Origin of the sequence: Bacteroides sp. 3_1_23, assembly GCF_000162555.1 — a bacterium.
GTDB lineage: Bacteria > Bacteroidota > Bacteroidia > Bacteroidales > Bacteroidaceae > Bacteroides > Bacteroides ovatus.
Window position 1 is genome coordinate 1,107,427 of sequence record NZ_GG774955.1, and the last position, 23,006, is coordinate 1,130,432.

The following is a 23,006-nucleotide window of genomic DNA, read 5'->3' on the forward strand; positions in this document are numbered from 1 at the left end:
ATGAAAAAAGGAAAATATGCCCTGTTTGGGGGATTAATTGCTGTGTTGGGATTTTCTTCTTGTCAAAATGATCTTTTGAATGAAGAACCAAAGCATCTATATACGGCAGACCGGCTTTATACAAGTTTGGAGGGGTATGAAAATGGACTGAATGGGTTGTATGCGGAAGTGCGAAAAGAATTTGAAGGGATGAATTATACAACTAATTTTGGTACGGTTGATTTGCGTAATGTACTGTTTACTATTGGTACTGATAATATGTCGACGGGAAGTAATAAGGGAAACGTGCATAGAATGTTGAATAGTTGGGGGGTGGCAAATCATCCTTCTTATAAAGATTTTGATAAATATTTTTTGTGGTTCTATGAGACTATAAATGCAGCCAATGCAATTTTGGACAGGGCCCCGTATTCTGATATTAATTGGGATGATAAAAGCGGAAACAATCAGTATTATAGAGTAATAGCTGAAGCCAAGTTGTTCAGGGCATGGGCATATCGGCATTTGAGTTATTTATGGGGAGCGGTTCCGATTGTTACTACGGAATCTACGGATGCCATTCGTACGGATTTTGTGCGGGAGCCTGTTGAGAAAGTACGCCGTTTTATTATTGAAGATCTGGAATTTGCAGCGGAATATTTGCCGTGGACTCCATCCCGGACGGGAACGGTGAGTAAAGGAGTGGCGATGACCTATTTGGCGGAGATGTATTTGGCGCTTGGTGATGCGGAAACTGCATACAAGTGGGCAAATAAATGTATTACAGAAGGGCCATATGCTATTCAGAGGAGTAAGCATAGCACGGACAAGTCTGTTTTTATGGGTATGTTTCAACCTGAAAATATAAATAGTTCTAATCCGGAAATTTTGTGGGAGTTGAAGTGGGCAAGAGGAATTGTTGGCGGCGGTGAGAATATTATGCGTCATGAATCTACGTTGCGTTATGGAAATACAAAATGGAAAGGTGCGGATGGATTAACACTGGGTTATACAGAGGAGCGCGGTGGACGTGGATGGCATCGGATGAGTATATTGAAAAATACGTTATTGTTATATTACAGTTCGAGTAAAGATGCGAATCCCGCTAACGGGCAGATTGATGAGCGTGGAAATGAATATGCAATTGGTCAATACTTTGTGTTGACAGATGCCGATAAACTGACGGATAGTAATGGTAATGATATTATGAACGCTACAGAAGGACGTCCGTGGAAAATAGGGGATAAACTCTGGATTGGAGCGTCGAAAGATGCATCAATTAAAACGACAAGTGGTGGATATGACTATAATAACTTGAGTGATACTAAGGTTACGTCTAATAATCATCCATATCCATTGAAATTTGCTTTTTGTGATGTTGGTTATCCGGAGAATACGGAATCTCATTTTTCTCAAATTTATATGCGGTTGGCGGAGACATTATTGCTACGGGCAGAGGCTTCTGTTAGATTGGGCGATTTAGCATCAGCGGTTAGTGATATAAATGAATTAAGAGACAGGGCTAATGCAAAAACAATTACAGTTGCTGATTTAGGGGCTTCTTTAGAAGAGCGGTTGAACTTTATATTGGATGAGCGTAGTAGGGAATTGTTGTTAGAGGAGCATCGTAGATATACATTGCTTCGTATGGGAGGTAAGGATTTTATGTATCCTCGAATTAAAGCATATAATCCCATCGATGGAACAAACTTTGCTTTAAGAGATACTATCTTCCCGATACCGCAAACTGTTATTGATGCTAATCGTACTTTGTATATGCCGCAAAATCCGGGCTATACATCAGCGAGTGAATGATAGAATTATGAGACTTGGTTTTAATAAATTATTTACTAAAAAATTAAAAAATGATGAGAAGTATTATTTTGGCGTTATGCCTATTGTTTGCATCTTCTGCATGTGTGTTTACATTTGCGCAGAAGACAAAAAGTGTTGAAGAAAAGGCGCAGAAAATGGTAGAGAAACTGGATGCTTTGTTGGGGTTAACTCAAGAACAGAAGGATAAAATTCTGGTGATATACTCGAAGCCTAAAGATCAATGTGGTAAGGTGGATGCTCAACTGAAAGAAATATTGACGGTGGAGCAGTATAAAAAATATCAGGATAATAAAGCTGCGGAAAAAGCGAAAAAAGGCGAAGGAAAAACTGGAGATAAACAAGAGAAGAAAGGTGGTAATAAGAATAAAGAAAAGACTAAGTGATGAGTTTTGAAGATTAAGTTTAAATTTCATAAAGAAGAGTTTTCTTGAACTTTATGTGGATAGAAAGCTCTAGTGTTTTAGAGGTTTTGGATAAGGTGTGGGTTGTATCAATTCACGCCTTATTCATATTTTCTTGTTTCAAATGATTGTTGTAAGAAGGATTAATAAGACTGGGGTTATTCTCGCTGCAATGAGAAAAAAATCTCATTGCGGTGAGAATTTTTTCTCATAACGATGAGAATGCTTGAGTATTTTAGTGGTCGTAAATGGCTGTGTACTTGTTGGTTACCAGAAATGTAAAGTCTTGTAATTGCATTGCTACCGTTGGGTGTTGAAAAATAAAGTTGCCGCACTGGATTCTTTATATAAATCGGCATTCTCTTTTACAATAATATCCATTGGCATATAATTGTTGTTTTGCACGCTTTTCCCAAAAACTAAATATTGTATAAGTGTTTCTACTGCCATGTAAGCTTGTTGTCCGGCTCTTTGTTCTACGAGAAAATCAAGATAACCTTCGTCCAGCGCTTTTGCATTTTTTTCTGTTAAGTCTATTCCGACAAATTTGACGTCGCGGATTTTATGTCTTTTGAAATAATTAGTGATGACATGTGCTCTGGAGTTGAATATGACCGCTCCTTTTATATTGTGGTTTGTGATAAAGTAGTCTTTCAGTAAATCTTCATTTTTTTCGTTGTCCTGTGCTGAATAATTAACGCGACACAATTTATTCTGCAGTTTATGTTCCGCATAGTAAGCCATGAAACCGGCTTTTCTTAGAATAGTGGTATTGGCGCTTTCGTCCCCAACTCGTATGGCTTGAAAAAGAGCGATATCTGCGTCTTTAGGAGTAATCTGGGTAATTAATTTCGCAATGAGATATCCGCATGTGTATGGGTTGGCTGTGTAAAACGCCAACGGACTGGCCCCTTCTACTGTGGAGTCAACAAATATATATGGAATATTCATGTCTGAAAGTTGATTGGCCAGGTAGATAGTTTCATCTCTGAAGGTGGGGCCGATAATTACGGCATCCGGTTCGTGCTGAATAACTTGCTCAAAAGAAGTTCTGCATGAAAAAAGGTCGAAATGGTTGTAATAACAGAACTCGCATTGAATATCTATTGCAGAATAGGTTTCTAGAGCTGCATTAATTCCTTTTTCGGCAAAGGACCAATATTCTCCTGCGCTGGATTTAGGAATGGCAATAACGAATTTGTAGCTTTTCCGAAGAGAAATGGCAGAAACATGAATGTTGGGTGTGTAATTCATTTTTTGCAGAGCTTCTTCTATTCTAATTCTCTTATCTTCGGTGACATTGCCACGGTTGTGTAAAACACGGTCAACTGTTCCGGCTGAAACTCCTGCTAAATCTGCTATGTCTTTGATTCTAATTTTCTTTGCCATATGAATAAATCTCTTCTTTAAAACTTTTTTGATATTGCAAAGATAACCAATATAAGGTAATAGTAAAATATAAAATGAAAAAAATACGTAGTTTTTTATAGATATTGTTTGTGTTTCAAAAAAAACTAAATATATTTGTGGACGTACACAGAATTGAATGTGATATATTTAAAAACAATAAAAAGAGATACGATGGAAAAGAAGATTTTAAAGGCAGGTTTTGTTGGTTCCGGGTTTGCAGCACGCTTTCATTACAATGCGTTACAACATGTGTTTAGTGCGAAAGTAGAGATTGCAGGTGTGTTTTCTGTAGCTAGGCAAGAGGCGGAACAGTTTGCAGTCCATGGAAATATGGCAATTTTTGATACACTTGAAGAATTGATTGATGCTTCTGATGTTATTCATGTGTGTACTCCACCGGTGACACATGAAGAAATTGTAGTCGCTGCATTAGCCAAGAATAAGAATGTGATTGTAGAAAAACCATTCACGGGTTATTTTGGCGATGGTACAGAGGATTTTAGCGGGGAAAAATTTTCGCGTGAAGAAGGACTTCAGAAAACAGTAGAAAGTATCAAAAGAATGTTGGATGCTGAAAAAATTAGTACTGGGCGGATTATGTATGCTGAAAACTGGGTGTATGCTCCTCCCGTACAAAAGGAACGTGAGATAATTGAAAAATCAAAAGCGCAGATTTTGTGGATGAATGGGGAACAATCTCATTCGGGTTCACATTCTTTGGCTTATGGTGAATGGAAATTTTCTGGTGGCGGTTCTTTGATAGGAAAAGGTTGTCATCCGTTGACTGCTGTTATTTATTTCAAACATGTGGAAGGAAGAACCCGGTTTGGCGAACCTATACGTCCGAAAACAGTTTCTGCCCGCGTGCATTCCATTACCCGTTTACCTAATTTCGATGATCGGGGATATTTGAAAACTCATTATAAAGATGTGGAAGATTTCGCAATTGTCCATATTGTATTTGAGGATGGTACGATTGCCGATGTTATAGCAAATGAACTAAGTTTGGGCGGTACTAATAACTGGATTCGTGTCAATGCAAACAATCATCGTACATTGTGTAATATGAGTCATAACAATACTATGGAAACATACACTCCCGATGAGAAATATTTTGATGACATTTACGTCGTGGAAAAGACCGAGACCAAACAGGGATGGTCGCAAATATCTCCGGACGAAGGCTGGTTTTTGGGGTATCAACACGAATTAAATGCGTTTTATAATGCTGCTGCTTATGGAACACCGATAGAAAGTAATAGCAAGTTGGCTGCTGATACTATGTCTACACTATATGCAAGTTATGTTTCAGCAGAGAAAAATGGTACTGAAGTCGAAATATCTATTCTTTAATAATATAAACCATGGAAGATAATAAACGTATATACGAATCGATGTCGAGTGATGAAATTTCTGCTGCCTATAATTCTCTGGAAGGGAAGTCAGAATTGGTGAAGAAAGAAGTAGCGGAATTGCGTGGATTAAAAAATGAGGGCTTTTGGAAACGTACTAAATGGTATTTTTCAAAATCGGGTCCAGGGTGGATGCAAAGCGCTATGACTCTTGGAGGAGGTAGTGCCATGGCTTCTTTGTTTTCAGGCGCACATGCACAATACCAGTTATTGTGGGTACAACCTGTTGCTATGGGAATTGGGGTTATTATGCTATCGGCTTTGGCTCATCAGACCATGTGCAGGGGAGAACGCCCTTTCTATGCAATGAAGAAATATGTGAGTCCGGTTATTGCGTGGGCATGGGCTTTGTGTACGATCGTTGCGACCATGATCTGGCATTTTCCACAATATTCTCTAGCTTCAGGAATGACTCTTGATTTGATACAGGCATTCGGAGGGTTCCAACTGGAAGATGGTTCAGCAGGACAAACTGCTGCGTTGCTGGGAATTGCGGCGATAGTTTTGTGTGTGGCATGCCGTATTGTCTGGAATTATAATAAAGGAAGTAAAGGAATCAAGGTTTTTGAGAATATAATCAAGAGTATTGTTTGGTTTATTATTCTTTCATTTTTGATAGTCGTTGTAGTTTGCAGTTTCAGTGGCAATGGAATAGACTGGTCTGCTGTGGGAAGAGGATTTTTACCTTTTTCTATGGAAGGTGGATTTCATTTAAATATTCCAGGAGATACACAAGGCATTCAGATTTTTATAGCATCGTTGAGTGCAGCTGTCGGTATCAATATGACTTTTTTATTTGGATATTCTTTCCTGAAAAAAGGTTGGACAAAAGAGTATTCCGGATTGGCAAAGTTTGATTTGATAACAGGAATGTTGATTCCATACACCATTGCAACCTCTTTGATGATAATAGCTGCAGGAGCTACGATCACTCTGGCGCCGGGTGAAACCTCTATTTCACCGATTAAAGCTGCGAGTATGTTGGAAGCAGCCGGTCTTCCGGCATTAGTATCCCGTTTGATTTTTGGTTTGGGGATTATTGGTATGTCTCTGAATGCTATAATACTTCATATGGTAGTTTGTGGTTTTGCAATTTGCGAGATATTTAAATTACCCGAAACTGGCTGGAAGTACAAATTGGCTACATTAGTTCCCGTACCGGGATTTTTGGGTGCTATACTTTGGAGTAAAATGGGTACATGGATTGCTATTCCTACATCAGCCATTGCATTGATTTTATTGCCTGTGGCATATATCGGCTTTTTCTTATTGAATAATAGTGAAAAGTACATGCGTTCCGATATGCCTCGTGGTGGCAGACGTTTTTGGTGGAATACTGGTATGATTATAGCTATTTCTATAACATTGATCAGTGTCGTTTATTATTTAGTGAAAGTAGCACCTACATATTTTACAAAACTCTAATACTATGGTTCAGTTAAGTGGATTTGCAGACGAAGTTTATGTGAACTTTAAGCAGCAATTGGATTTTTTTCATTCGGTGGGACTCAAGTATATTGAATTGCGCTTTTTAGATGGAATCAATATATTGGATATTTCGAAGGAAAAGTTGACAGAGGTTAGACAGATGTTATCGGATAGTGGCATTGGCGTTAGCGCCATTGCCTCACCGATTGGCAAGTACGGTTTGGATCAGCCTTTCTCTCCCCATTTTGATAAATTTAAGCATGCTGTCGATGTTGCTTCATTTTTAGATACTGAGTTGATTCGGGTCTTTAGTTATTATGCACCCGAGAGAGAAGATGTAAACCGGTATCGGGATGAAGTGATGGAGCGTATGACAGCAAAGGCTGAATATTTAAGAGGTGGCGGAGTGAATATGGTACATGAAAATGAATCTCATATTTACGGATACTGTGCGCAAAACTGTGTCGATATTGCATCTACTGTTAATTCTGAACATTTGTCTCTTGCGTACGACCCGGCCAATTTTGTATGGGGAAGTGACATTGTGAACAATGTGGAGGTATGTTGGCCATTGATGAAGTCGTATACTACTCATATACATATTAAAGATTGGAAATTGGGCAGTAAAGACATTGGTAGTCTTCCGGGTGAGGGAGATGGACAGATCGAACAGTTGATAAAGGAATTGTCCCTTATGAAATATGCAGGTTTTGTGACTTTAGAACCTCATATGAGTTCTGGAGGACAATTTGGTGGAGAGACAAAGCCGGAACAGCTGAAAGCTGCATTAGAAAATGTAAAAGCCTTTTGTAATAAATATAATATAGTATGCGTATAGAGACAGATGCTAAGATAGAACGGAGGATTGAGAATATTCCGGCTCGAAAAAAAATAGTTCCACGGTTCGATTTACAAAAAGATTATAAGGTAGATCAACCACAGGTAGAAGTAGGACTGAATGCATTTTCATTTAATGATGAGTTGATAGACTATGCAAAAGGATTAGGTGGCGGATTATCTGTTTTTGATCTAATCGATTTCTGTGCTTTGCACAATATTAAAGCACTAGACTTAACGGCTTATTATTTAATCGGTTATCCGGATGTTCCTGCTGATAACTATCTATTTGAAATTAAAAGATATGCTCGCAAACGTAATATTCATTTATCCGGAACTGGTGTTTGGAATGATTTTGCAGATCCGGATCCACAAAGAAGAAAATATTTTGTCCAGTTGATAAAAAACTGGATTGAAGCTTCGTCCAAAATGGGAATTGAAGTTATCCGAGTATTTTCGGGAGTTCCACCGGAAGGATATACGGAAGAAAAACGTCCAGAAATTGTAAGGCAAATAGTCGAATGTTTGAAAGAATGTGCTGTTCATGCTGGTAAATATGGGATTATGATAGGTTTACAGCACCATGCGGATATGCTAAAGACTGCTGATGAGACTATTGAGATGATAAAAAAGATAGATTCTCCATGGGTAGCTGTAATTCTTGATACAGGTAATTTAATTAGTGAGGATCCTTATGCTGATATGGATAAATTGATGCCTTATGTAATTAGTTGGCAGTTGAAGGAGAGTGTGTTTGGGTGGAACTTATCTGTGAGAACTGATTTGAAAAAAATCATGCAAATTATACGCAAACATAATTATCGTGGTTATTTGCCGGTAGAAACATTGAATACCGGAATTTGTAAGTATGATCCTTATGAACAGGTTCCCCGATTTATTAATGAGGTTAGACAGGCTATTGCTTCTGCTTTTTGAAAAGAAGTGCTGTGCGTTGGGTTGTCAGATTGGGCTTTCTTGTAGATAATAACAGAAATGGAAAATTTATTTAAAAAAGGAATAATAGGTAATCGGATTATTCAAAACAGGTGGGTTGCCCAACCTATGGAAGGTAATTCCAGTGGTTTGGGAGGGGCTGTATCAGTGCTTACAATAGATAAGTATAAAAAGTTGGCAGCAGGTGGATGGGGAGTCATTATTGTAGAAGCAATATCTGTAACTTCAGGCTCATTGGCGAGAAAAAACGCTTTGGTGATGAATCATAGAAACTTAGATGGATTCAAAAAGCTTGTTGACCAGATAAAGGCTATAAATCCAGATGTGACTCTCTTATTTCAAATTACTCATTCCGGCTCTATTAGTAATCCTGTTTTTTCGGAGCAGGTATCTGTTTCTCCGTTTTCGGAAGGGAGGTTACTTAGCTCTGATGAAATAGAGCAGATTAAAGATGATTTTATAACTTGTTCGTTGCTATCGGAAGAAGCTGGTGCGGATGGGATTGATTATAAATGTTGTCATGGCTATTTGGGTGCCGAAATGTTGTGTCCGGCAAATGTTCGTACTGATAAATGGGGAGGAGCCTGGGAAAATCGTACGCGCTTTCTTCGCGAAGGTATTGGAGAAATTATAGCCCGGCGCAAAACTTCTGATTTTATAGTAGGTAGCCGTATTTCAGTATACGAGGGGGTGAGAGGGTGTTGTGGTACCTCTGCTCCGGATGAGTTGGTTGAAGACTTAACAGAATCACTCCAGCTTGTTCGTTTGATGGATTCATTACAGATGGATTATGTGAATGTTTCTGCAGGTATTCCTGCAAAAACTCCGATTTTAACTCGTCCTGTTCAGAATTCTGAATTAATGTATTTGCATCATTTGCGCTATACTAAAGAAGTGAAAAACGCCTTGAAAAATTCGTCGATGAAAGTAATAGGTTCTGCCTATTCTATCTTGCGCGAACGTGCTTTTTCTGTAGCAGATGAAATGTTGGAGAAGCATTACACTGATTTTATCGGTTGGGGAAGACAAACGTTGGCTGATCCCTTGACGCCGCAGAAACTATTGAATGGAGAAAGAATCAATTTTTGTTTAGCTTGTTCAGGATGCTCAAAAATGATGCTGAAACAGATAAATGTAGGATGTATTATATTTAATGAATACTATAAAAAATATTGGAAAGAAAATCTTTAGTAATACCAGTGGAAATACTATATAAATAATTGTAATGCCATGATAAAAAATAGATTATTACTGATTGCTGCTCTACTTCTACTGTCAATAGGCTGCATTTTTGCACAAGGTAGACGTCAATCTAATAAAACAGTCAATACAAACAGGCCAACAGGTGCGCCTATCGAACATTTTAAGAAATTTGATACATCTGCTTCTTATGTGAAAGTTGCTTTGAATGCATATTCATTTACTAAGAATTTGAATGATTATATTAAAGGGCGTTCGAATGATCCTATGACGCTTTTTGATTTAATTGATTTTTGTGCAGCTAATAAGATTGATGCTTTGGATGCTACAGGATATTTCTTTGTCGGTTATCCTGATGTACCGACTGATAAATATATTTATGAAGTAAAGAAATATGCTTTTCGTAAAGGAGTTGATATTTCGGGTACGGGAATAATGAATAACTTTGCTAATCCTGATGCGGCGGCTCGTGCAAAAGACGTACAGCGTGTAAAAGATTGGATCGATGTTGCAGCAAAACTGGGTGCTCCTGTCCTTCGGGTATTTTCAGGACCTGTTCCTAAGGGATATGAAGATAGATGGGATGAAGTTGCTTCCTGGATGATTCCTTGTTTCAAAGAAGTGGCAAAGTATGGAGAGAGTAAAGGGGTGATGGTGGGTGTACAAAATCATGGAGACATGATGGCTACCGGAGAACAAACTGTAAAAGTATTGAAGGCAGTAAAGCACCCTTGGTTCGGCTTGATACTTGATACTGGCTATTTTCATACGGAAGATCCCTATAGGGATATGGAGATGTGTCTGGACTATGCTATTAATTGGCAGATAAAGGAGAGTGCTTTGGGGAGAGAAAGTATGCAGCCTCTTGATTTAAAAAAAGTCATGAAGATGGTACGTAAAGTGGGTTATCGTGGTTATCTGCCTGTAGAAACGTTGTCTGTGCCGGGACGTCCATACGAACCGGTTAAGCTGGTTCCGGAATTTATAGAAAAAGTTCGTAAAGCCATTGAAGAAGAATTTGCAAATTGATAATATTATGAAGAAAAGTAGATTAATTGTATTGTTGTGTGCTTTGTTAGGAATATGCGGAACGGTAAAAGTTGAAGGACAGACACCACAACGTCCACCTATTACCGGAGTAGCTCATGCCGCTTTTTTTACGAAGGATTTGGAACATACCCGCAGTTATTTAAAAGATTTCTTGGGATATGATGAAACGATAACTCTAAAAAATGCGGAAGGTAAAGTCTCATTATCTGTTTTTAAGATTAATGAAAGACAATTTATAGAAGTTTTCCCCGAACGCAAGGAGAAATCTAATCGTATGTATCATTTTGCTGTAGAAACGACTGATGCGGAAGCTATGAGAATTTATTTGAAATCGAAAGGGTATAAAGTTCCCGATCATACTCCGAAAGGTAGAACAGGTAATCTGAATTATTTTGTAACAGATCCGAATGGCACAATATGTGAAATCGTCCAGTATGGCACAGAAGGAATGATGGCAGCTAAAAAAGGTAAAGATTTATCAGAGAATAGGATTTCACCCCGTATGAGTCATGTTGGTTTTATGGTGGCCGATGTTGACAAAGCTGTCGAATTTTATTGTGGTGTATTAGGTTTTAAAGAAGTTTGGCGGGGAGGTAGTAATCCGGATAAAGTCAAATGGGTGCATCTTCAAGTACCCGAAGGAGATGAGACGATTGAACTGATGCTTTATGATAAAGAACCTACTTGGGAACGTATGGGCTCTATGAACCATATCTGTTTGGAGGTGAAAGATATATATGCTGCTGAAGCCACGTTAGCAGGTAGAGTACAGCCGGAGGGAGTACGTGTACCAACCCCGCCTAAAGCTGGTTTTAACAAAAAACGGCAGATTAATTATTACTTGATTGATGATACACGAATTGAAATAATGGAAGAACAGCCTTTTGATGGAATTCCCGCTCCATCCTCCAAAGGCAAATTGATGAAATATATTCCTATGGATAAATAAGGAGTTATCGAAGAATAATATATCTTTGATGACATTCAAATGAGAAATAATCGTTTCTAATGTATACACACTATAAAAAATAAGTTATGAAAAAAGTTTTGTTATTTATATTTCTAGCTGCTGCAATGTTTTCCACATTAAAGGCGGAAGAGGGTAAATGGATTAATCTGTTTGATGGAAAAACATTAAATGGATGGAGAGTGTTAGGAGATAAGGCTACATTTAGAGTAGAAAAAGGGATGATTGTTGGAACCACTTCGACTGGTGGTGAGAATTATAATACATTCCTTTGTACAGAAAAGGAATATGGTAATTTCAATTTAGAGTTTGAATTTCTGGCAGATGAGGGTCTGAATAGTGGGGTGCAGTTCAGGGGAGTATTTTCTGATGGTTTGGTACGTGGGTATCAATTTGAGATAGATCCGGATAGGACTACCAAGTATGCGGCACAACCTTGTAATCAGGATGCAAAGGGGCAGATAATACCTTCGGGGAAAGAACCAAGAAGTTGGACAGGAGGAATTTATGACGAAAAGCGCAGAGGATGGTTGAACAATTTGACAGAGAATCCTGAAGCACGTGCTGCTTTCAAACCGAACAGCTGGAATAAAGGTCGGATCGAAGCTCATAAAGATGGAATACGGACTTATATTAATGGAGTACTCGCATCTTCAATGGTCGATTATATGACACCAAATGGTTTTATTGGTTTGCAAGTACATTGGTTGAAAGAGTATAAAAAGATGGAAGTACGTTTCAGAAATATACGTATTCAGGATTTAGGATTGAACCCTGCGGGAACAGGGGAAACTGTAGATCGGTTTATTGGTGAATGGAAGGATGATCGGACAAATTATTTGGCACAGTCTTATATAGACAAGACTACAAAAGAATATAAATTGAATATTTCCAAGATTCCTTATGCAAATGCTGCACCTTTCGTTGTATTAACAGGAACCGTTAGTGGAAATCATATAACTTACTCTAATGAACAAGGATATAATGCTACTGTGGAGAAAGGAATCTTGAAAGTAAAAGGTGAGGGATTGGATTTTTCCGGCAGACTGGTCGTTCGCAAATCTCCTACTCTGAATATGCCTGCTCCAAAAGATGCAGAGATTTTATTTGACGGCAATGATCTGAAAGCATGGGGAGGATTAGTTAAGAAAGAGTGGCTGAAGTGGAGTTTTGACGCAGATCAGTCAGTAGAATTGACCCCCGCTGGTAATATTCGCATGATTCCCGGCAAACAGTCCATTATTACGAAGAAAGATTATGGAGATATTAAACACTTACATTTAGAATTTCGGTTATTGGGAGAAGTGACGAATGGCGGTGTGTATATGCAAAGTCGTTATGAGTTTAATATTAAAGATTCATGGGGACAGGGTAAAGGAGCACCATGTGGCACCTTTGGTAATTTGGTAAATTCAAAAGAGCCTGAATTTAATTATGCACTACCTCCAATGGTATGGCAAACGATGGATATTCAATATAAAGCAGCACGTTTTAATGAGCAAGGTGAAAAGATAGCTAATGCACGAGTATCAATGAGTATGAATGGTATGCCTATTTATGAAGATTATGAACTCGGTCTTATCAAGGGAGCAGCTGGGGGACGTACCCCTCTGGGACCATTAGGACCTATTTATCTCCAAGAGCATGGGACTGCTTATGAATTTAGAAATATCTGGGTCGTTGAGTAAAGTAATTACCGACACTGCATATCCGGCAATGAAGAAAGTGGATTTTACTCAGAATATAGTGGAGATGGAACGGGATCTTTATCACTTTGCATACAAGCTGACTTCTGACTATGATTCTGCCAATGACTTAGTACAAGATTGTATACTGCAAGCACTAAATAATTCAGAGAAGTTTATGTATGCTGATAATTTGAAAGGCTGGATGTATACTATCATGCGTAATATTTTTATAAGTAACTATCGGCGTATGGTGCGTGAAATGAATATTATTGATAAGACCTATACTGTTTTTCAGCAAAGTTTAATCGAAGATGAAGATAGTGATCGTTTTGAGTTATCTTATGACATCAAGCAGCTCTATCGTGTGATATATTCTGTGCCTGATGAATTGAGAGTACCATTTCAGATGTATGTAGCCGGATTTAAATATAGAGAAATTGCAGAAAAATTGGATTTGCCTATAGGAACAGTGAAGAATCGTTTATTCTTTATTCGTAAGCGCTTAAAAGATGAATTGAAGGTTCTTTTGGATATTGAATGATAAGTATAATATTAAAATAGAGAGAGAAATGTAAGAGTCGGAATAGGTTATATCCTATTTCGACTTTTTTATTCGTGCCTGTTAATAAATGCAAAATGCGAATTCCTGTATTTAACTTCCTCGTTCTTCCTCGTTCTAACTAATAAAGCTCAGAAAAAGAATTGATGATAAACGAGAATAAAATTCGTGAAGCTTGTGCCTCGAATCGCGAACGGGGATTCAAGATGTTGATGGACTCTTTTCAGGTACCGATATATAATTATATCCGTAGACTGGTCGTATCTCATGAAGATGCGGAGGATGTGCTTCAGGAAGTCTTTATCCGGGTGTTCCGGCATATCGATCAGTTTCGCGAAGAAAGTTCACTGTCAACCTGGATTTACCGGATTGCCACGAATGAGAGTTTACGCTTGCTGAACGGTCGTAAAGATGAGGGAGTTGTTTCTGCAGAAGATGTTCAGGAAGAGTTGATGGGCAAGTTGAAGGCTTCCGATTATATTGATTATGAAAATGAGCTGGCAGTGAAGTTTCAGGAGGCCATTCTAAGTTTGCCTGAAAAGCAACGGCTTGTATTCAACTTACGTTATTACGATGAACTTGAATATGAAGAGATTGCCCGTGTACTGGATAGCAAAGTGGATACACTAAAAGTGAATTACCACTATGCGAAAGAGAAGATTAAGGAATATATATTAAACAGATAGAATGATGAAAAAGGATTTTGATTTTGACGATATTGGTAAACGGACACCTTACCGTACCCCCGATGGATTCTTCGAGGATGTGCAACGAAAGGTGATGGAACGCGCCGGAGTGAAGCAACAGCGGAAATCTCACATGAAGCTGATTATTTCTACGGTGATTACCATGGCGGCAGTATTGATCGGATTTTTGTTTGTTCCATCTTTGAGACAGGCAGATGAGGTGAAAACGTCTTCTTCGAAAGTATTAGCTAATGGTACAGAATCTGTAGATAAATGGATTAAAGAACTATCGGATGAGGAGTTGGAAGAGCTCGTCAGCTTCTCTGAAAATGATATATTTTTGAATTAAGTAACTCAATCATTATTTTTAAACGTGAAGATTATGAAGACTAAATTTATTTATGTAATTTTGGCTGTCCTCTTGATGGGAAGTCAAATGGCCTTGTCTGCACAGAATACAGATAACAAAGAGAGAAAACAGCGTCCTACACCGGAACAAATGGTGCAGATGCAGACTAGCCAGATGGTAAAAATACTGATGCTGGATGATGCAACAGCTGCCAAGTTTACTCCGGTTTATGAGAAATATCTGAAAGATTTACGCGAATGTCGTATGATGTCCAAACCGAGAACTGAAAAAGCGAAAAAACAAGGGACAGATGCTAATGCTAAGAAAGAACGTCCGTCCATGACTGATGACGAGATTGCGACCATGTTACGGAACCAGTTTACTCAAAGCCGTAAAATGCTGGATGTTCGTGAAAAGTATTACAATGAATTCAGCAAGATACTTTCGCAGAAGCAGATTTTGAAGATTTATCAGCAGGAGAAGATGAATGCTAATAAGTTTAAGAAAGAGTTTGACCGAAGAAAAGGACAGAAACCGGGACAGGGACATCACCAGGGGCAAAGATCTCGCGCTCCACGTCCGGACCAGAAATAAATATTAGGTTTATTTTATTATAGTTTTATTTTACTAAATCAACACAATTTGAACATAGACAGCCATATTTATTCTTTTCAGTACCGTTTGATTACTTGTTATGTCTTGTTACTGATTAGTTTGACTGTTTTTGCTCAGTCCGGCAAAGAGCGTTTTTCCGGTCGTGTGATTGATACTGAAACCTATCAGCCGGTACCGTTTGCTACGGTCCGGCTTTTAGCTTTACCGGATAGTACATTGTTGGGCGGCGGCGCTACGGATGCTATCGGTAAATTTCAACTTTCCGTTTCCATTCCTAATCATGCAATTAAAGCGAAGTCTTTATTATTACAGGTGTCATATGTCGGATATAAGCAGGTTTTTCATCCCATTTCCATTTCCAGCAAAAGCTCTTCTTACGAATTGGGGGATATAAATCTGACTCAGGAAAGTTATGCTTTGGATGAAGCAGTGGTAGTAGGGCAGGCTCCAATGGCGGTGACAGAGGGGGATACAACGGTATTCAACGCTTCTGCCTATCGTACTCCCGAAGGCTCAATGCTTGAAGAATTGGTAAAACAGCTTCCGGGAGGTGAAATAGATGCAGACGGTAAGTTGCTAATACATGGCAAGGAAGTAAAAAAGATTTTGGTGGACGGTAAAGAGTTTTTCTCTGATGATCCGAAAGCTGCTCTTAAAAATCTTCCTGTGGAGATGGTGGAGAAGTTAAAAGCGTATGAACGTCAATCGGATTTGGCACGTCTTACGGGAATAGATGACGGAGAGGAAGAGATGATTCTGGACTTGTCTGTGAAAAAAAATATGAAACGGGGCTGGATGGAGAATTTTATGGGAGGATATGGAAGTAAAGACCGTTATGAATTAGCCAATACCTTGAACCGTTTTCGTGAAAACTCTCAATTAACCATTATCGGGAATCTGAATAATACCAATAACCAGGGATTCTCGGAATTACAGAATGAATCTTCCAGTTCAACAGGCAATATCCGTAGCCGGATGGGACTGACTACCTCCCGCTCATTGGGGCTTAATGCGACTTATGATTGGAAGCGCGTTAAATTACGTTCAAATATTCAATATGTCGGCACCGATCGTTTGGAAGATAGCCGTACCACAGTCGACAACTTTCTCCGGGAAGATAAATCAATCAATCTGGGCACGAGTCATAGCCGACAACAGAATCACGAACTGGTAGCCAATGCTTCTCTTGAATGGAAAATGGATTCTGTTACTACATTGATTTTCCGTCCTCAATATCGTTTCTCAGCCAATGACAGAGAGAATAGTGGCTTTCAGGAAGGGTGGGGGAATGATGTCTTGTTGAATGAAAGAGAGTCCTCCGGCACCAATCATAATTCCCGGTATAATCTGACGATGATGTTGCAACTTAGCCGGAAATTGAGTCGTTTGGGGAGAAATGTTGCTTTGAAGGTAGACTATGGTACTAATGCTTCAGCTACAGACCGAAAGAGCCTTTCCACCACCCGGTACTTCAAAAATAATACGAAGAAGATTCAGAATCAGAAAATAGAGGATGATGTTGACGGCTATAATTACCGGGTGCAACTGGTGTATGTAGAACCATTGCCGTGGCGGCATTTCCTGCAACTTCGTTACAGCTATCAGTATAGAGTGAACAATTCGGATCGTTTTGTCTATGACTGGGATAAGGAACTGGAAGAGTTTGCTCCTGACTTTGATGAAGACTCTAGTAACCGTTTTGAAAATCAATACAGTAATCACTTAGTGAACCTTGCCATACGTACTTCACAAAAGAAGTATAATTATAATATTGGTGTTGATTTTGAACCTCAAAAGTCTGTTAGCCATTCATTGTTGAGTGATGCTCCCGAAGATCAGTTGGAAAGATCGGTCATGAATTTTTCGCCTACTGTCAATTTCCGCTATAAGTTTTCAAAACGCACCCGTTTGCAAATTGTGTATAGGGGAAAAGGGAAACAGCCTAATATACGTGATCTCCAACCTGTGACCGACCGTACCAACCCTTTGAATATCCGTGTCGGAAACCCTTCGTTGAAGCCTTCATATATGAATACTTTTACGCTGAATTTCAATTCTTATAATACCAAATATCAGCGAAATATGGTAGCTACCGCTTTGTTCGAGAATACCATTAACAATGTAACTAATCAGGTGACTTATGATAGTGAAACCGGTGTACGAACTACATCTCCGGTCAATATGAATGGTAATTGGCGGGCCATGGGTTCTTTTTCTCTCAATACCCCTTTTAAGAATCGTAACTGGATATTTCGTACTTACTCCTATCTGCAATATCGGAATCAGAATGGCTATACAACCTTGAATAAAGAAGAACCGGTGAAAACTTCCGTACAGCATTTAACGGGACGTGAACGTCTACGGATTACTTATCGTACCCGCCAAATGGAACTTACAGGGCTTGTTGGCCTGACTTATAACAATTCTTATAATGACGTACGGGAGAAACGTACTGAAACTTTTGATTATCAGGCAGGAACTGAATTGCAGCTTTATCTTCCCTGGGGGATGGAGTTATATAATGACCTGACTTATTTCCTTCGTACCGGATATGGTTATGAGGGTTATGCCAAAGCAAATTTCATGTGGAACTGTCAGCTGTCAAAAGCCTTTTTGAAGAGGAAACAGTTACTAATCCGCTTCAAAATATATGATATTCTTCATCAGGACATTTCTATGATACGCACGATAACCGCTACTGCCATTCGTGACACTGATTATAATGCACTGGGTTCTTACTTTATGGTGCATGCTATCTTTCGTTTGAATATGATGGGAAAATAATTAGAAATTAAATCTTCATTAGTTTGAAAACCACAGCAGGGTTTTGATTGTTGTATGTCCTACGTATAAAAACAATGTAAGGCTGGCTGAATGTTTCGACTGATAAAAATGATAAAAGATAAAGGTCGTTGGCGCATTTTTAAACTGAAGTTGATTGATGCCCGACTATACTTTGTCAGTATCTTCGTAGGATTACTGACAGGACTTGTGGCTGTGCCTTATCATTACCTATTACAGTTTTTCTTTAATCTCCGTCACGATTTCTTTGATTCTCGTCCCAAATGGTATTGGTACATACCTCTTTTTCTTTTGATGTGGGGAATACTTGTATTCGTATCCTGGTTGGTAAAGAAAATGCCGCTTATTACCGGTGGGGGTATTCCGCAAACACGTGGAGTTATCAATGGCAGGGTTGATTATAAACATCCTTTTCTGGAATTGGTGGCAAAGTTTGTAGGTGGAATACTTGCATTAAGTACTGGATTGTCTTTGGGGCGTGAAGGTCCCTCCGTGCAAATAGGTTCGTATGTTGGATATTTGGTATCCAAATGGGGGAGGGTGCTTAGTGGTGAACGGAAACAACTATTGTCTGCCGGCGCCGGTGCCGGGTTAGCTGCTGCTTTTGCTGCCCCATTGGCTTCATCATTGTTGGCGATCGAATCTATCGAGCGGTTCGATGCACCTAAAACAGCTATTACCACTCTTTTGGCAGGAGTAGTGGCAGGTGGAGTTGCCAGTTGGATTTTCCCGATCAATCCTTATTTTCATATTGATGCTATTGTACCGGAGATGACTTTCTGGGGGCAAGTGAAATTGTTTCTTTTGCTGGCAGCAGTGGTTTCTGTCTTTGGAAAGTTCTTTTCTGTCACCACTCTTCAGGTGAAACGTATTTACCCTGCTATTAAGCATCCGGAATACGTGAAGATGTTGTATTTGCTTTTTATCGCTTTTCTGATTTCTATGGCTGAGTTTAATCTGACCGGAGGAGGGGAACAGTTCTTGTTATCACAAGCTATGCATCCGGACACGCATATTCTCTGGATTGTCGGCATGATGTTGTTGCATTTTGTTTTTAGCACTTTTTCTTTTTCTTCGGGTTTACCGGGAGGAAGTTTTATCCCGACGCTGGTGACGGGAGGACTTCTTGGACAAATAGTGGGATTAATTATGGTTCAACAGGGTGTTATTGCTTATGAGAATATTAGTTATATCATGTTGATTTGTATGTCTGCATTCCTTGTTGCAGTAATCCGTACCCCTTTGACAGCTATTGTACTAATAACCGAGATTACGGGGCATTTGGAAGTCTTTTATCCTTCTATTGTTGTAGGAGGATTAACTTATTATTTTACGGAAATGCTTCAAATCAAACCGTTCAATGTTATTTTGTATGACGATATGATTCATTCGCCTGCATTTAAGGAAGAACCGCGTTACACATTGTCTGTAGAAATAATGAGCGGCTCTTATTTAGACGGGAAAATAGTAGATGAACTTCGTTTACCGGAGCGTTGTGTGATAATTAATGTTCATCGTGACCGGAAGAATTTGCCTCCTAAAGGGCAGACATTAATGCCCGGCGATCAGGTGCAAATAGAGATGGATTCGCAGGATATAGAGAAACTGTATGAACCTTTAGTCAGTATGGCGAATATTTATTAAGTGTCTGGCTCTTATCCTTTGATATATACAAAAATAGCTGAAAGAGAAATTCTTCCAGCTATTCTTGTTTCAGTATATTAAGTACTTATTTTTTCTTATACCAATCGGCGTTTGTATCATATTTAGCCCAGTCTATAAATTTAGGATAGATTTCGCTGATAGACTTCTTCTCGTTTTTATCGAAGTTCTTTAGTTCTGCAATATCATTAGCATTGGCATTTGACAAATAGAATGCAAAAGGATAAATATTCTCTTGATTCGATACATAGTAAATGCCTTCATTAGGTTTAGAACAGTCTTCATATTGTCCGAAGAGAGAAGTATCGACTTTAGAAGTTGGTTTCTTCATAGGACAATGAACTTCCAAGCGATTACCTTCTTTGCTAGGACGGTATATGAATGCATCGATTGATGTTTCCTGCTTTTTATTCGAGTTTTTATCTCCGTATTTGAATGTTACTTTATATTCGGCATTTGGGTTTGTTTTAACATTATCTGTCAATATGATTGCATTGCTTTCACGAGTAAATTTGTCAGCTCCCGAAGCTACAGTAAAGTCCTTTTCATTTTCTTTTCTAATAAAGTATTCAGTTGACTGTGCATTTCCCTCATTTGAAAGAATGAAACCTAATCCGTTAGTGAATACAGTCGATTTATTATATAAAGTTTTAAATGTAAATGACTCGCTTAAGATTTCATTGAATATATTGAATACTTTTTGATAAGTATACTGAACCAATACGTCATTCATATCGTAATCACCAGCTTTAGGCCATTCATCTTCAAATGCGTATACACCTGTCTTTTCAATAGTTGTATTTAAGTCTTCATCTACAGGAGGAACATTAGTGATTTCAGGATTGGCTTTTAATGAGAATACAACATCTGTAAAATTCTGATCATCCATGAAATCTTCAAAGGCGATAGCAATGTTACTGTTTTTATCTTTAAACATAGCTGTACGTACATCTATACCGCTATTAACTTTAGTACTAAATCCTTTTGTGGAACTAGCATAAAATCCTTCGGTTAGAGTATAACTGTTGAAACCTGTAAAATAGGTGTTCCATGCGTTGCAAGCGAGAATAAAACCAATGTAGTATCCTTTGGGGAAGTTCTTGCCTTTTGGATATTCCGGATCATCAAAATATTTTAGTTGTACAGCTGTACCTTCTTTTATACCTTGGGGAGAGGCTTGAAGGCTTCCATTATTCCAGGTCATTTGAGTATTGGGGAATACAGCATATACTTTTACGTCTTTCAGACTGGCAGGAGCTTGATCGTATCTGTAATAGTAGTAGCCTAATGAACTGTTCCAACAGGTCCATCCTCTTAATGCAGTTAGTACTACGGCTGTTTCATCTTCCTCTACATATAAGTCGGCTTGAGTACGATATTCCTCTGGACAACTTCCTAATGTATTCAACACCTTGCTTACAGTAGTACGTAATTCGTTCATTTCAGATTTACTTAAAGTGAGCTTAGGATCATTACCTTTATAAGCATAATCAATAACTCCACTGCGATCGTCGAATGAACCGAGATTAGTATTCCAACCTAGATTATTAAACCGATTTCTATCAAACCGGGTTGACTCTCTGTAGGATGCTCTGGTAGTAAGTTGTTCATCTGTGTCTGATACTTTCAAAACACCGTTAACTATTTTTCCAGGGATTGCCTGTCTGGCAAAAGGTGATGTAGAAACGATATACACATTAGATACATAAGCCGGCAATTCAACCGTTGCGGTGAATTTACCTTGTTCATCTGTCCATGCACCATCTAATGCCTGAACGTTTTCTTTTAGAATGGTGGTGTTTTCACCTTCAATCAATGGATTTCCATCATAAATGGAAAAAGGAACTCTTGATTCGGAATTGGAATAATCAATTTCTACTTGTACTTTTTGTATAGTAGAAAAATTAGAGGTGTTAATTTCTGCCCCTGGAGCTTCTTGGTATAAGTCTTTATCACTATCCACACAACTGCTTATACCCACTACAATTACCATTGTGCATGCTAACCAAAATCTTCTCATATCTAATAGTTTTTGTTTATGCGATACTTTAGTTCGTTTTGTTTTTAAAAGAAACCCGTAAGTTCTTTGAAGTTCAAAGGCTTACGGGTACAAAGATATATATAATATTCAACACAACCATAAAATAGTTGAATATTTTTTCAAAATATGTTCTATAACTTGTATTTTCTAATCTTTTATTCCATACTTCTTAACCATGCAATTTCTTCTTTCCATTTACTTTCATCCGGAGTTTCGAGTATTAACGGTATATTATCAAATCTGGAATCTTGCATTAATCTTTCAAAAAAAGCTTTGCCAATCAATCCTTTACCAATGCTGTCGTGGCGGTCAACATGGGTGCCTAATGCTTTTTTAGAATCATTCAAGTGCATACCACGGAGGTAGTTGAATCCGACTTCTTTATCAAATTCATCAAATACTTTATCATATTCATTGACAATATCGTAACCAGCGGTATAGGTATGGCAGGTATCGAGACAAACACCTACCCGGTTCTTATCGTTTACCCGATCAATGATATATTTCAATTGCCAGAATTCGCTTCCTAAATTACTGCCTTGCCCGGCTGTGTTTTCAATAACAGCTGTTACTCCTTTTGTTTTTTCTAAAGCGAGATTAATGCTTTCTGCAATAAGCGACAGGCAATCTTCTGTTGATATTTTATTGAGAGAGCTACCGGGGTGGAAATTTAAAAGCTTCAATCCAAGTTGCTCACAACGTTGCATTTCATCCAGAAAAGCGGCACGACTTTTTTGAAGTCCCTCTTCCTCCGGATGCCCCAGATTGATAAGGTAACTGTCATGTGGAAGGATATATTCCGGTTGGAAAACATATTTCTCACAATTCTCTTTGAAGAGACTGATACTTTCTTCTGTTAGAGGTTTACTTACCCATTGACGTTGATTCTTGGTGAATAATGCAAAAGCATTTGCTCCTATTTCGTGCGCATTAATGGGTGCGAACTCTACGCCACCAGAGGCGCTAACATGTGCTCCGATATATTTCATTGTTCTTTCTTAATTTATTTTACTCTGCAAATATAACGTTTTTAAAGGAGTATATGTTTGTAGAGAGAACTCTTCTTGGTTACAATTCATAGGATCATGTACTTTATACTCTGTTCTTTATCTTTTATTCTCTATAAAAAA

Annotated in this window: 19 protein-coding genes; 16 read left to right on the forward strand and 3 right to left on the reverse strand. The window is 38.5% G+C overall.

The features are described 5' to 3' along the window. The gene (locus HMPREF9010_RS02515) at positions 1 to 1,794 is read left to right on the forward strand and encodes a RagB/SusD family nutrient uptake outer membrane protein (RefSeq protein WP_008651339.1); all 1,794 of its coding nucleotides are present in this window, start codon (positions 1 to 3) and stop codon (positions 1,792 to 1,794) included. Positions 1,795 to 1,844: 50 nt separating this feature from the next. Beyond that, positions 1,845 to 2,198: a hypothetical protein gene (locus HMPREF9010_RS02510; protein WP_008651341.1), complete on the forward strand. Its 354-nt coding sequence runs from the start codon at positions 1,845 to 1,847 to the stop codon at positions 2,196 to 2,198. A 318-nt stretch (positions 2,199 to 2,516) separates the two neighbouring features. Here HMPREF9010_RS02510 and HMPREF9010_RS02505 read toward each other — a convergent pair whose 3' ends face one another. Beyond that, positions 2,517 to 3,605 (reverse strand): LacI family DNA-binding transcriptional regulator, encoded by a 1,089-nt coding sequence (locus tag HMPREF9010_RS02505; protein ID WP_008651343.1) that lies wholly within the window; start codon positions 3,603 to 3,605, stop codon positions 2,517 to 2,519. Positions 3,606 to 3,797: 192 nt separating this feature from the next. Between HMPREF9010_RS02505 and HMPREF9010_RS02500 the strand changes: the two genes are divergently transcribed. The 14 genes from HMPREF9010_RS02500 to HMPREF9010_RS02435 all read left to right on the forward strand — a co-directional run bounded on the left by HMPREF9010_RS02500 (position 3,798) and on the right by HMPREF9010_RS02435 (position 19,817). Then, a complete protein-coding gene (locus HMPREF9010_RS02500; protein WP_008651346.1) occupies positions 3,798 to 4,979 on the forward strand; it encodes a Gfo/Idh/MocA family protein in 1,182 nt (393 codons plus the stop codon). Positions 4,980 to 4,990: 11 nt separating this feature from the next. Continuing rightward, complete coding sequence (locus tag HMPREF9010_RS02495; protein WP_050428304.1) at positions 4,991 to 6,463, forward strand: divalent metal cation transporter; 1,473 nt, start codon at positions 4,991 to 4,993, stop codon at positions 6,461 to 6,463. Between the two features lie 4 nt (positions 6,464 to 6,467). Next, positions 6,468 to 7,304: a sugar phosphate isomerase/epimerase family protein gene (locus HMPREF9010_RS02490; protein WP_008651351.1), complete on the forward strand. Its 837-nt coding sequence runs from the start codon at positions 6,468 to 6,470 to the stop codon at positions 7,302 to 7,304. Then, positions 7,295 to 8,239 (forward strand): sugar phosphate isomerase/epimerase family protein, encoded by a 945-nt coding sequence (locus tag HMPREF9010_RS02485; RefSeq protein WP_008651353.1) that lies wholly within the window; start codon positions 7,295 to 7,297, stop codon positions 8,237 to 8,239. Before HMPREF9010_RS02490 ends, HMPREF9010_RS02485 begins: the two co-directional genes overlap by 10 nt. Positions 8,240 to 8,296: 57 nt before the next feature. Next, positions 8,297 to 9,448 (forward strand): putative NADH oxidase, encoded by a 1,152-nt coding sequence (locus HMPREF9010_RS02480; RefSeq protein WP_008651355.1) that lies wholly within the window; start codon positions 8,297 to 8,299, stop codon positions 9,446 to 9,448. Between the two features lie 39 nt (positions 9,449 to 9,487). Beyond that, positions 9,488 to 10,486, forward strand: coding sequence for a sugar phosphate isomerase/epimerase family protein (locus tag HMPREF9010_RS02475; RefSeq protein ID WP_157453735.1), 999 nt, complete (start codon positions 9,488 to 9,490; stop codon positions 10,484 to 10,486). A gap of 7 nt (positions 10,487 to 10,493) precedes the next feature. After that, entirely contained in the window at positions 10,494 to 11,456 is a 963-nt protein-coding gene (locus HMPREF9010_RS02470; RefSeq protein WP_149964963.1) for a VOC family protein, read from the forward strand. An 86-nt stretch (positions 11,457 to 11,542) separates the two neighbouring features. Continuing rightward, the gene (locus tag HMPREF9010_RS26230) at positions 11,543 to 13,162 is read left to right on the forward strand and encodes a DUF1080 domain-containing protein (RefSeq protein ID WP_050428306.1); all 1,620 of its coding nucleotides are present in this window, start codon (positions 11,543 to 11,545) and stop codon (positions 13,160 to 13,162) included. A 28-nt stretch (positions 13,163 to 13,190) separates the two neighbouring features. After that, the gene (locus HMPREF9010_RS02460) at positions 13,191 to 13,703 is read left to right on the forward strand and encodes an RNA polymerase sigma factor (RefSeq protein ID WP_008651363.1); all 513 of its coding nucleotides are present in this window, start codon (positions 13,191 to 13,193) and stop codon (positions 13,701 to 13,703) included. A 164-nt stretch (positions 13,704 to 13,867) separates the two neighbouring features. Beyond that, entirely contained in the window at positions 13,868 to 14,407 is a 540-nt protein-coding gene (locus HMPREF9010_RS02455; RefSeq protein WP_004302175.1) for an RNA polymerase sigma factor, read from the forward strand. Positions 14,408 to 14,411: 4 nt separating this feature from the next. After that, positions 14,412 to 14,756 (forward strand): hypothetical protein, encoded by a 345-nt coding sequence (locus tag HMPREF9010_RS02450; RefSeq protein ID WP_004305697.1) that lies wholly within the window; start codon positions 14,412 to 14,414, stop codon positions 14,754 to 14,756. A 33-nt stretch (positions 14,757 to 14,789) separates the two neighbouring features. Next, positions 14,790 to 15,350 carry a hypothetical protein gene (locus HMPREF9010_RS02445; protein ID WP_008651365.1) on the forward strand — a complete coding sequence of 187 codons (561 nt, stop codon included), beginning with the start codon at positions 14,790 to 14,792 and terminating at the stop codon, positions 15,348 to 15,350. Between the two features lie 48 nt (positions 15,351 to 15,398). Beyond that, positions 15,399 to 18,155 carry an outer membrane beta-barrel protein gene (locus HMPREF9010_RS02440; RefSeq protein ID WP_004319867.1) on the forward strand — a complete coding sequence of 919 codons (2,757 nt, stop codon included), beginning with the start codon at positions 15,399 to 15,401 and terminating at the stop codon, positions 18,153 to 18,155. A 90-nt stretch (positions 18,156 to 18,245) separates the two neighbouring features. Continuing rightward, positions 18,246 to 19,817 carry a ClC family H(+)/Cl(-) exchange transporter gene (locus tag HMPREF9010_RS02435; RefSeq protein ID WP_008651370.1) on the forward strand — a complete coding sequence of 524 codons (1,572 nt, stop codon included), beginning with the start codon at positions 18,246 to 18,248 and terminating at the stop codon, positions 19,815 to 19,817. Between the two features lie 85 nt (positions 19,818 to 19,902). Here HMPREF9010_RS02435 and HMPREF9010_RS02430 read toward each other — a convergent pair whose 3' ends face one another. After that, positions 19,903 to 21,855: an LruC domain-containing protein gene (locus HMPREF9010_RS02430; RefSeq protein ID WP_032852920.1), complete on the reverse strand. Its 1,953-nt coding sequence runs from the start codon at positions 21,853 to 21,855 to the stop codon at positions 19,903 to 19,905. Positions 21,856 to 22,031: 176 nt separating this feature from the next. Next, positions 22,032 to 22,865, reverse strand: a complete 834-nt coding sequence (gene nfo, locus HMPREF9010_RS02425; RefSeq protein WP_008651372.1) for a deoxyribonuclease IV — start codon at positions 22,863 to 22,865, stop codon at positions 22,032 to 22,034. Between the last annotated feature and the right edge of the window lie 141 nt (positions 22,866 to 23,006).

Coding starts and splice junctions, on each gene's coding strand:
- HMPREF9010_RS02455 (WP_004302175.1), top strand. CDS start 13,868: ATGATAAACGAGAATAAAATTCGTGAAGCTTGTGCCTCGAATCGCGAA.
- HMPREF9010_RS02495 (WP_050428304.1), top strand. CDS start 4,991: ATGGAAGATAATAAACGTATATACGAATCGATGTCGAGTGATGAAATT.
- HMPREF9010_RS02475 (WP_157453735.1), top strand. CDS start 9,488: ATGATAAAAAATAGATTATTACTGATTGCTGCTCTACTTCTACTGTCA.
- HMPREF9010_RS02485 (WP_008651353.1), top strand. CDS start 7,295: ATGCGTATAGAGACAGATGCTAAGATAGAACGGAGGATTGAGAATATT.
- HMPREF9010_RS02500 (WP_008651346.1), top strand. CDS start 3,798: ATGGAAAAGAAGATTTTAAAGGCAGGTTTTGTTGGTTCCGGGTTTGCA.
- HMPREF9010_RS02490 (WP_008651351.1), top strand. CDS start 6,468: ATGGTTCAGTTAAGTGGATTTGCAGACGAAGTTTATGTGAACTTTAAG.
- HMPREF9010_RS02515 (WP_008651339.1), top strand. CDS start 1: ATGAAAAAAGGAAAATATGCCCTGTTTGGGGGATTAATTGCTGTGTTG.
- HMPREF9010_RS02505 (WP_008651343.1), bottom strand. CDS start 3,605: ATGGCAAAGAAAATTAGAATCAAAGACATAGCAGATTTAGCAGGAGTT.
- HMPREF9010_RS02430 (WP_032852920.1), bottom strand. CDS start 21,855: ATGAGAAGATTTTGGTTAGCATGCACAATGGTAATTGTAGTGGGTATA.
- HMPREF9010_RS02445 (WP_008651365.1), top strand. CDS start 14,790: ATGAAGACTAAATTTATTTATGTAATTTTGGCTGTCCTCTTGATGGGA.
- HMPREF9010_RS02510 (WP_008651341.1), top strand. CDS start 1,845: ATGATGAGAAGTATTATTTTGGCGTTATGCCTATTGTTTGCATCTTCT.
- HMPREF9010_RS02460 (WP_008651363.1), top strand. CDS start 13,191: ATGAAGAAAGTGGATTTTACTCAGAATATAGTGGAGATGGAACGGGAT.
- HMPREF9010_RS02470 (WP_149964963.1), top strand. CDS start 10,494: ATGAAGAAAAGTAGATTAATTGTATTGTTGTGTGCTTTGTTAGGAATA.
- HMPREF9010_RS02435 (WP_008651370.1), top strand. CDS start 18,246: ATGTTTCGACTGATAAAAATGATAAAAGATAAAGGTCGTTGGCGCATT.
- nfo (WP_008651372.1), bottom strand. CDS start 22,865: ATGAAATATATCGGAGCACATGTTAGCGCCTCTGGTGGCGTAGAGTTC.
- HMPREF9010_RS26230 (WP_050428306.1), top strand. CDS start 11,543: ATGAAAAAAGTTTTGTTATTTATATTTCTAGCTGCTGCAATGTTTTCC.
- HMPREF9010_RS02480 (WP_008651355.1), top strand. CDS start 8,297: ATGGAAAATTTATTTAAAAAAGGAATAATAGGTAATCGGATTATTCAA.
- HMPREF9010_RS02450 (WP_004305697.1), top strand. CDS start 14,412: ATGAAAAAGGATTTTGATTTTGACGATATTGGTAAACGGACACCTTAC.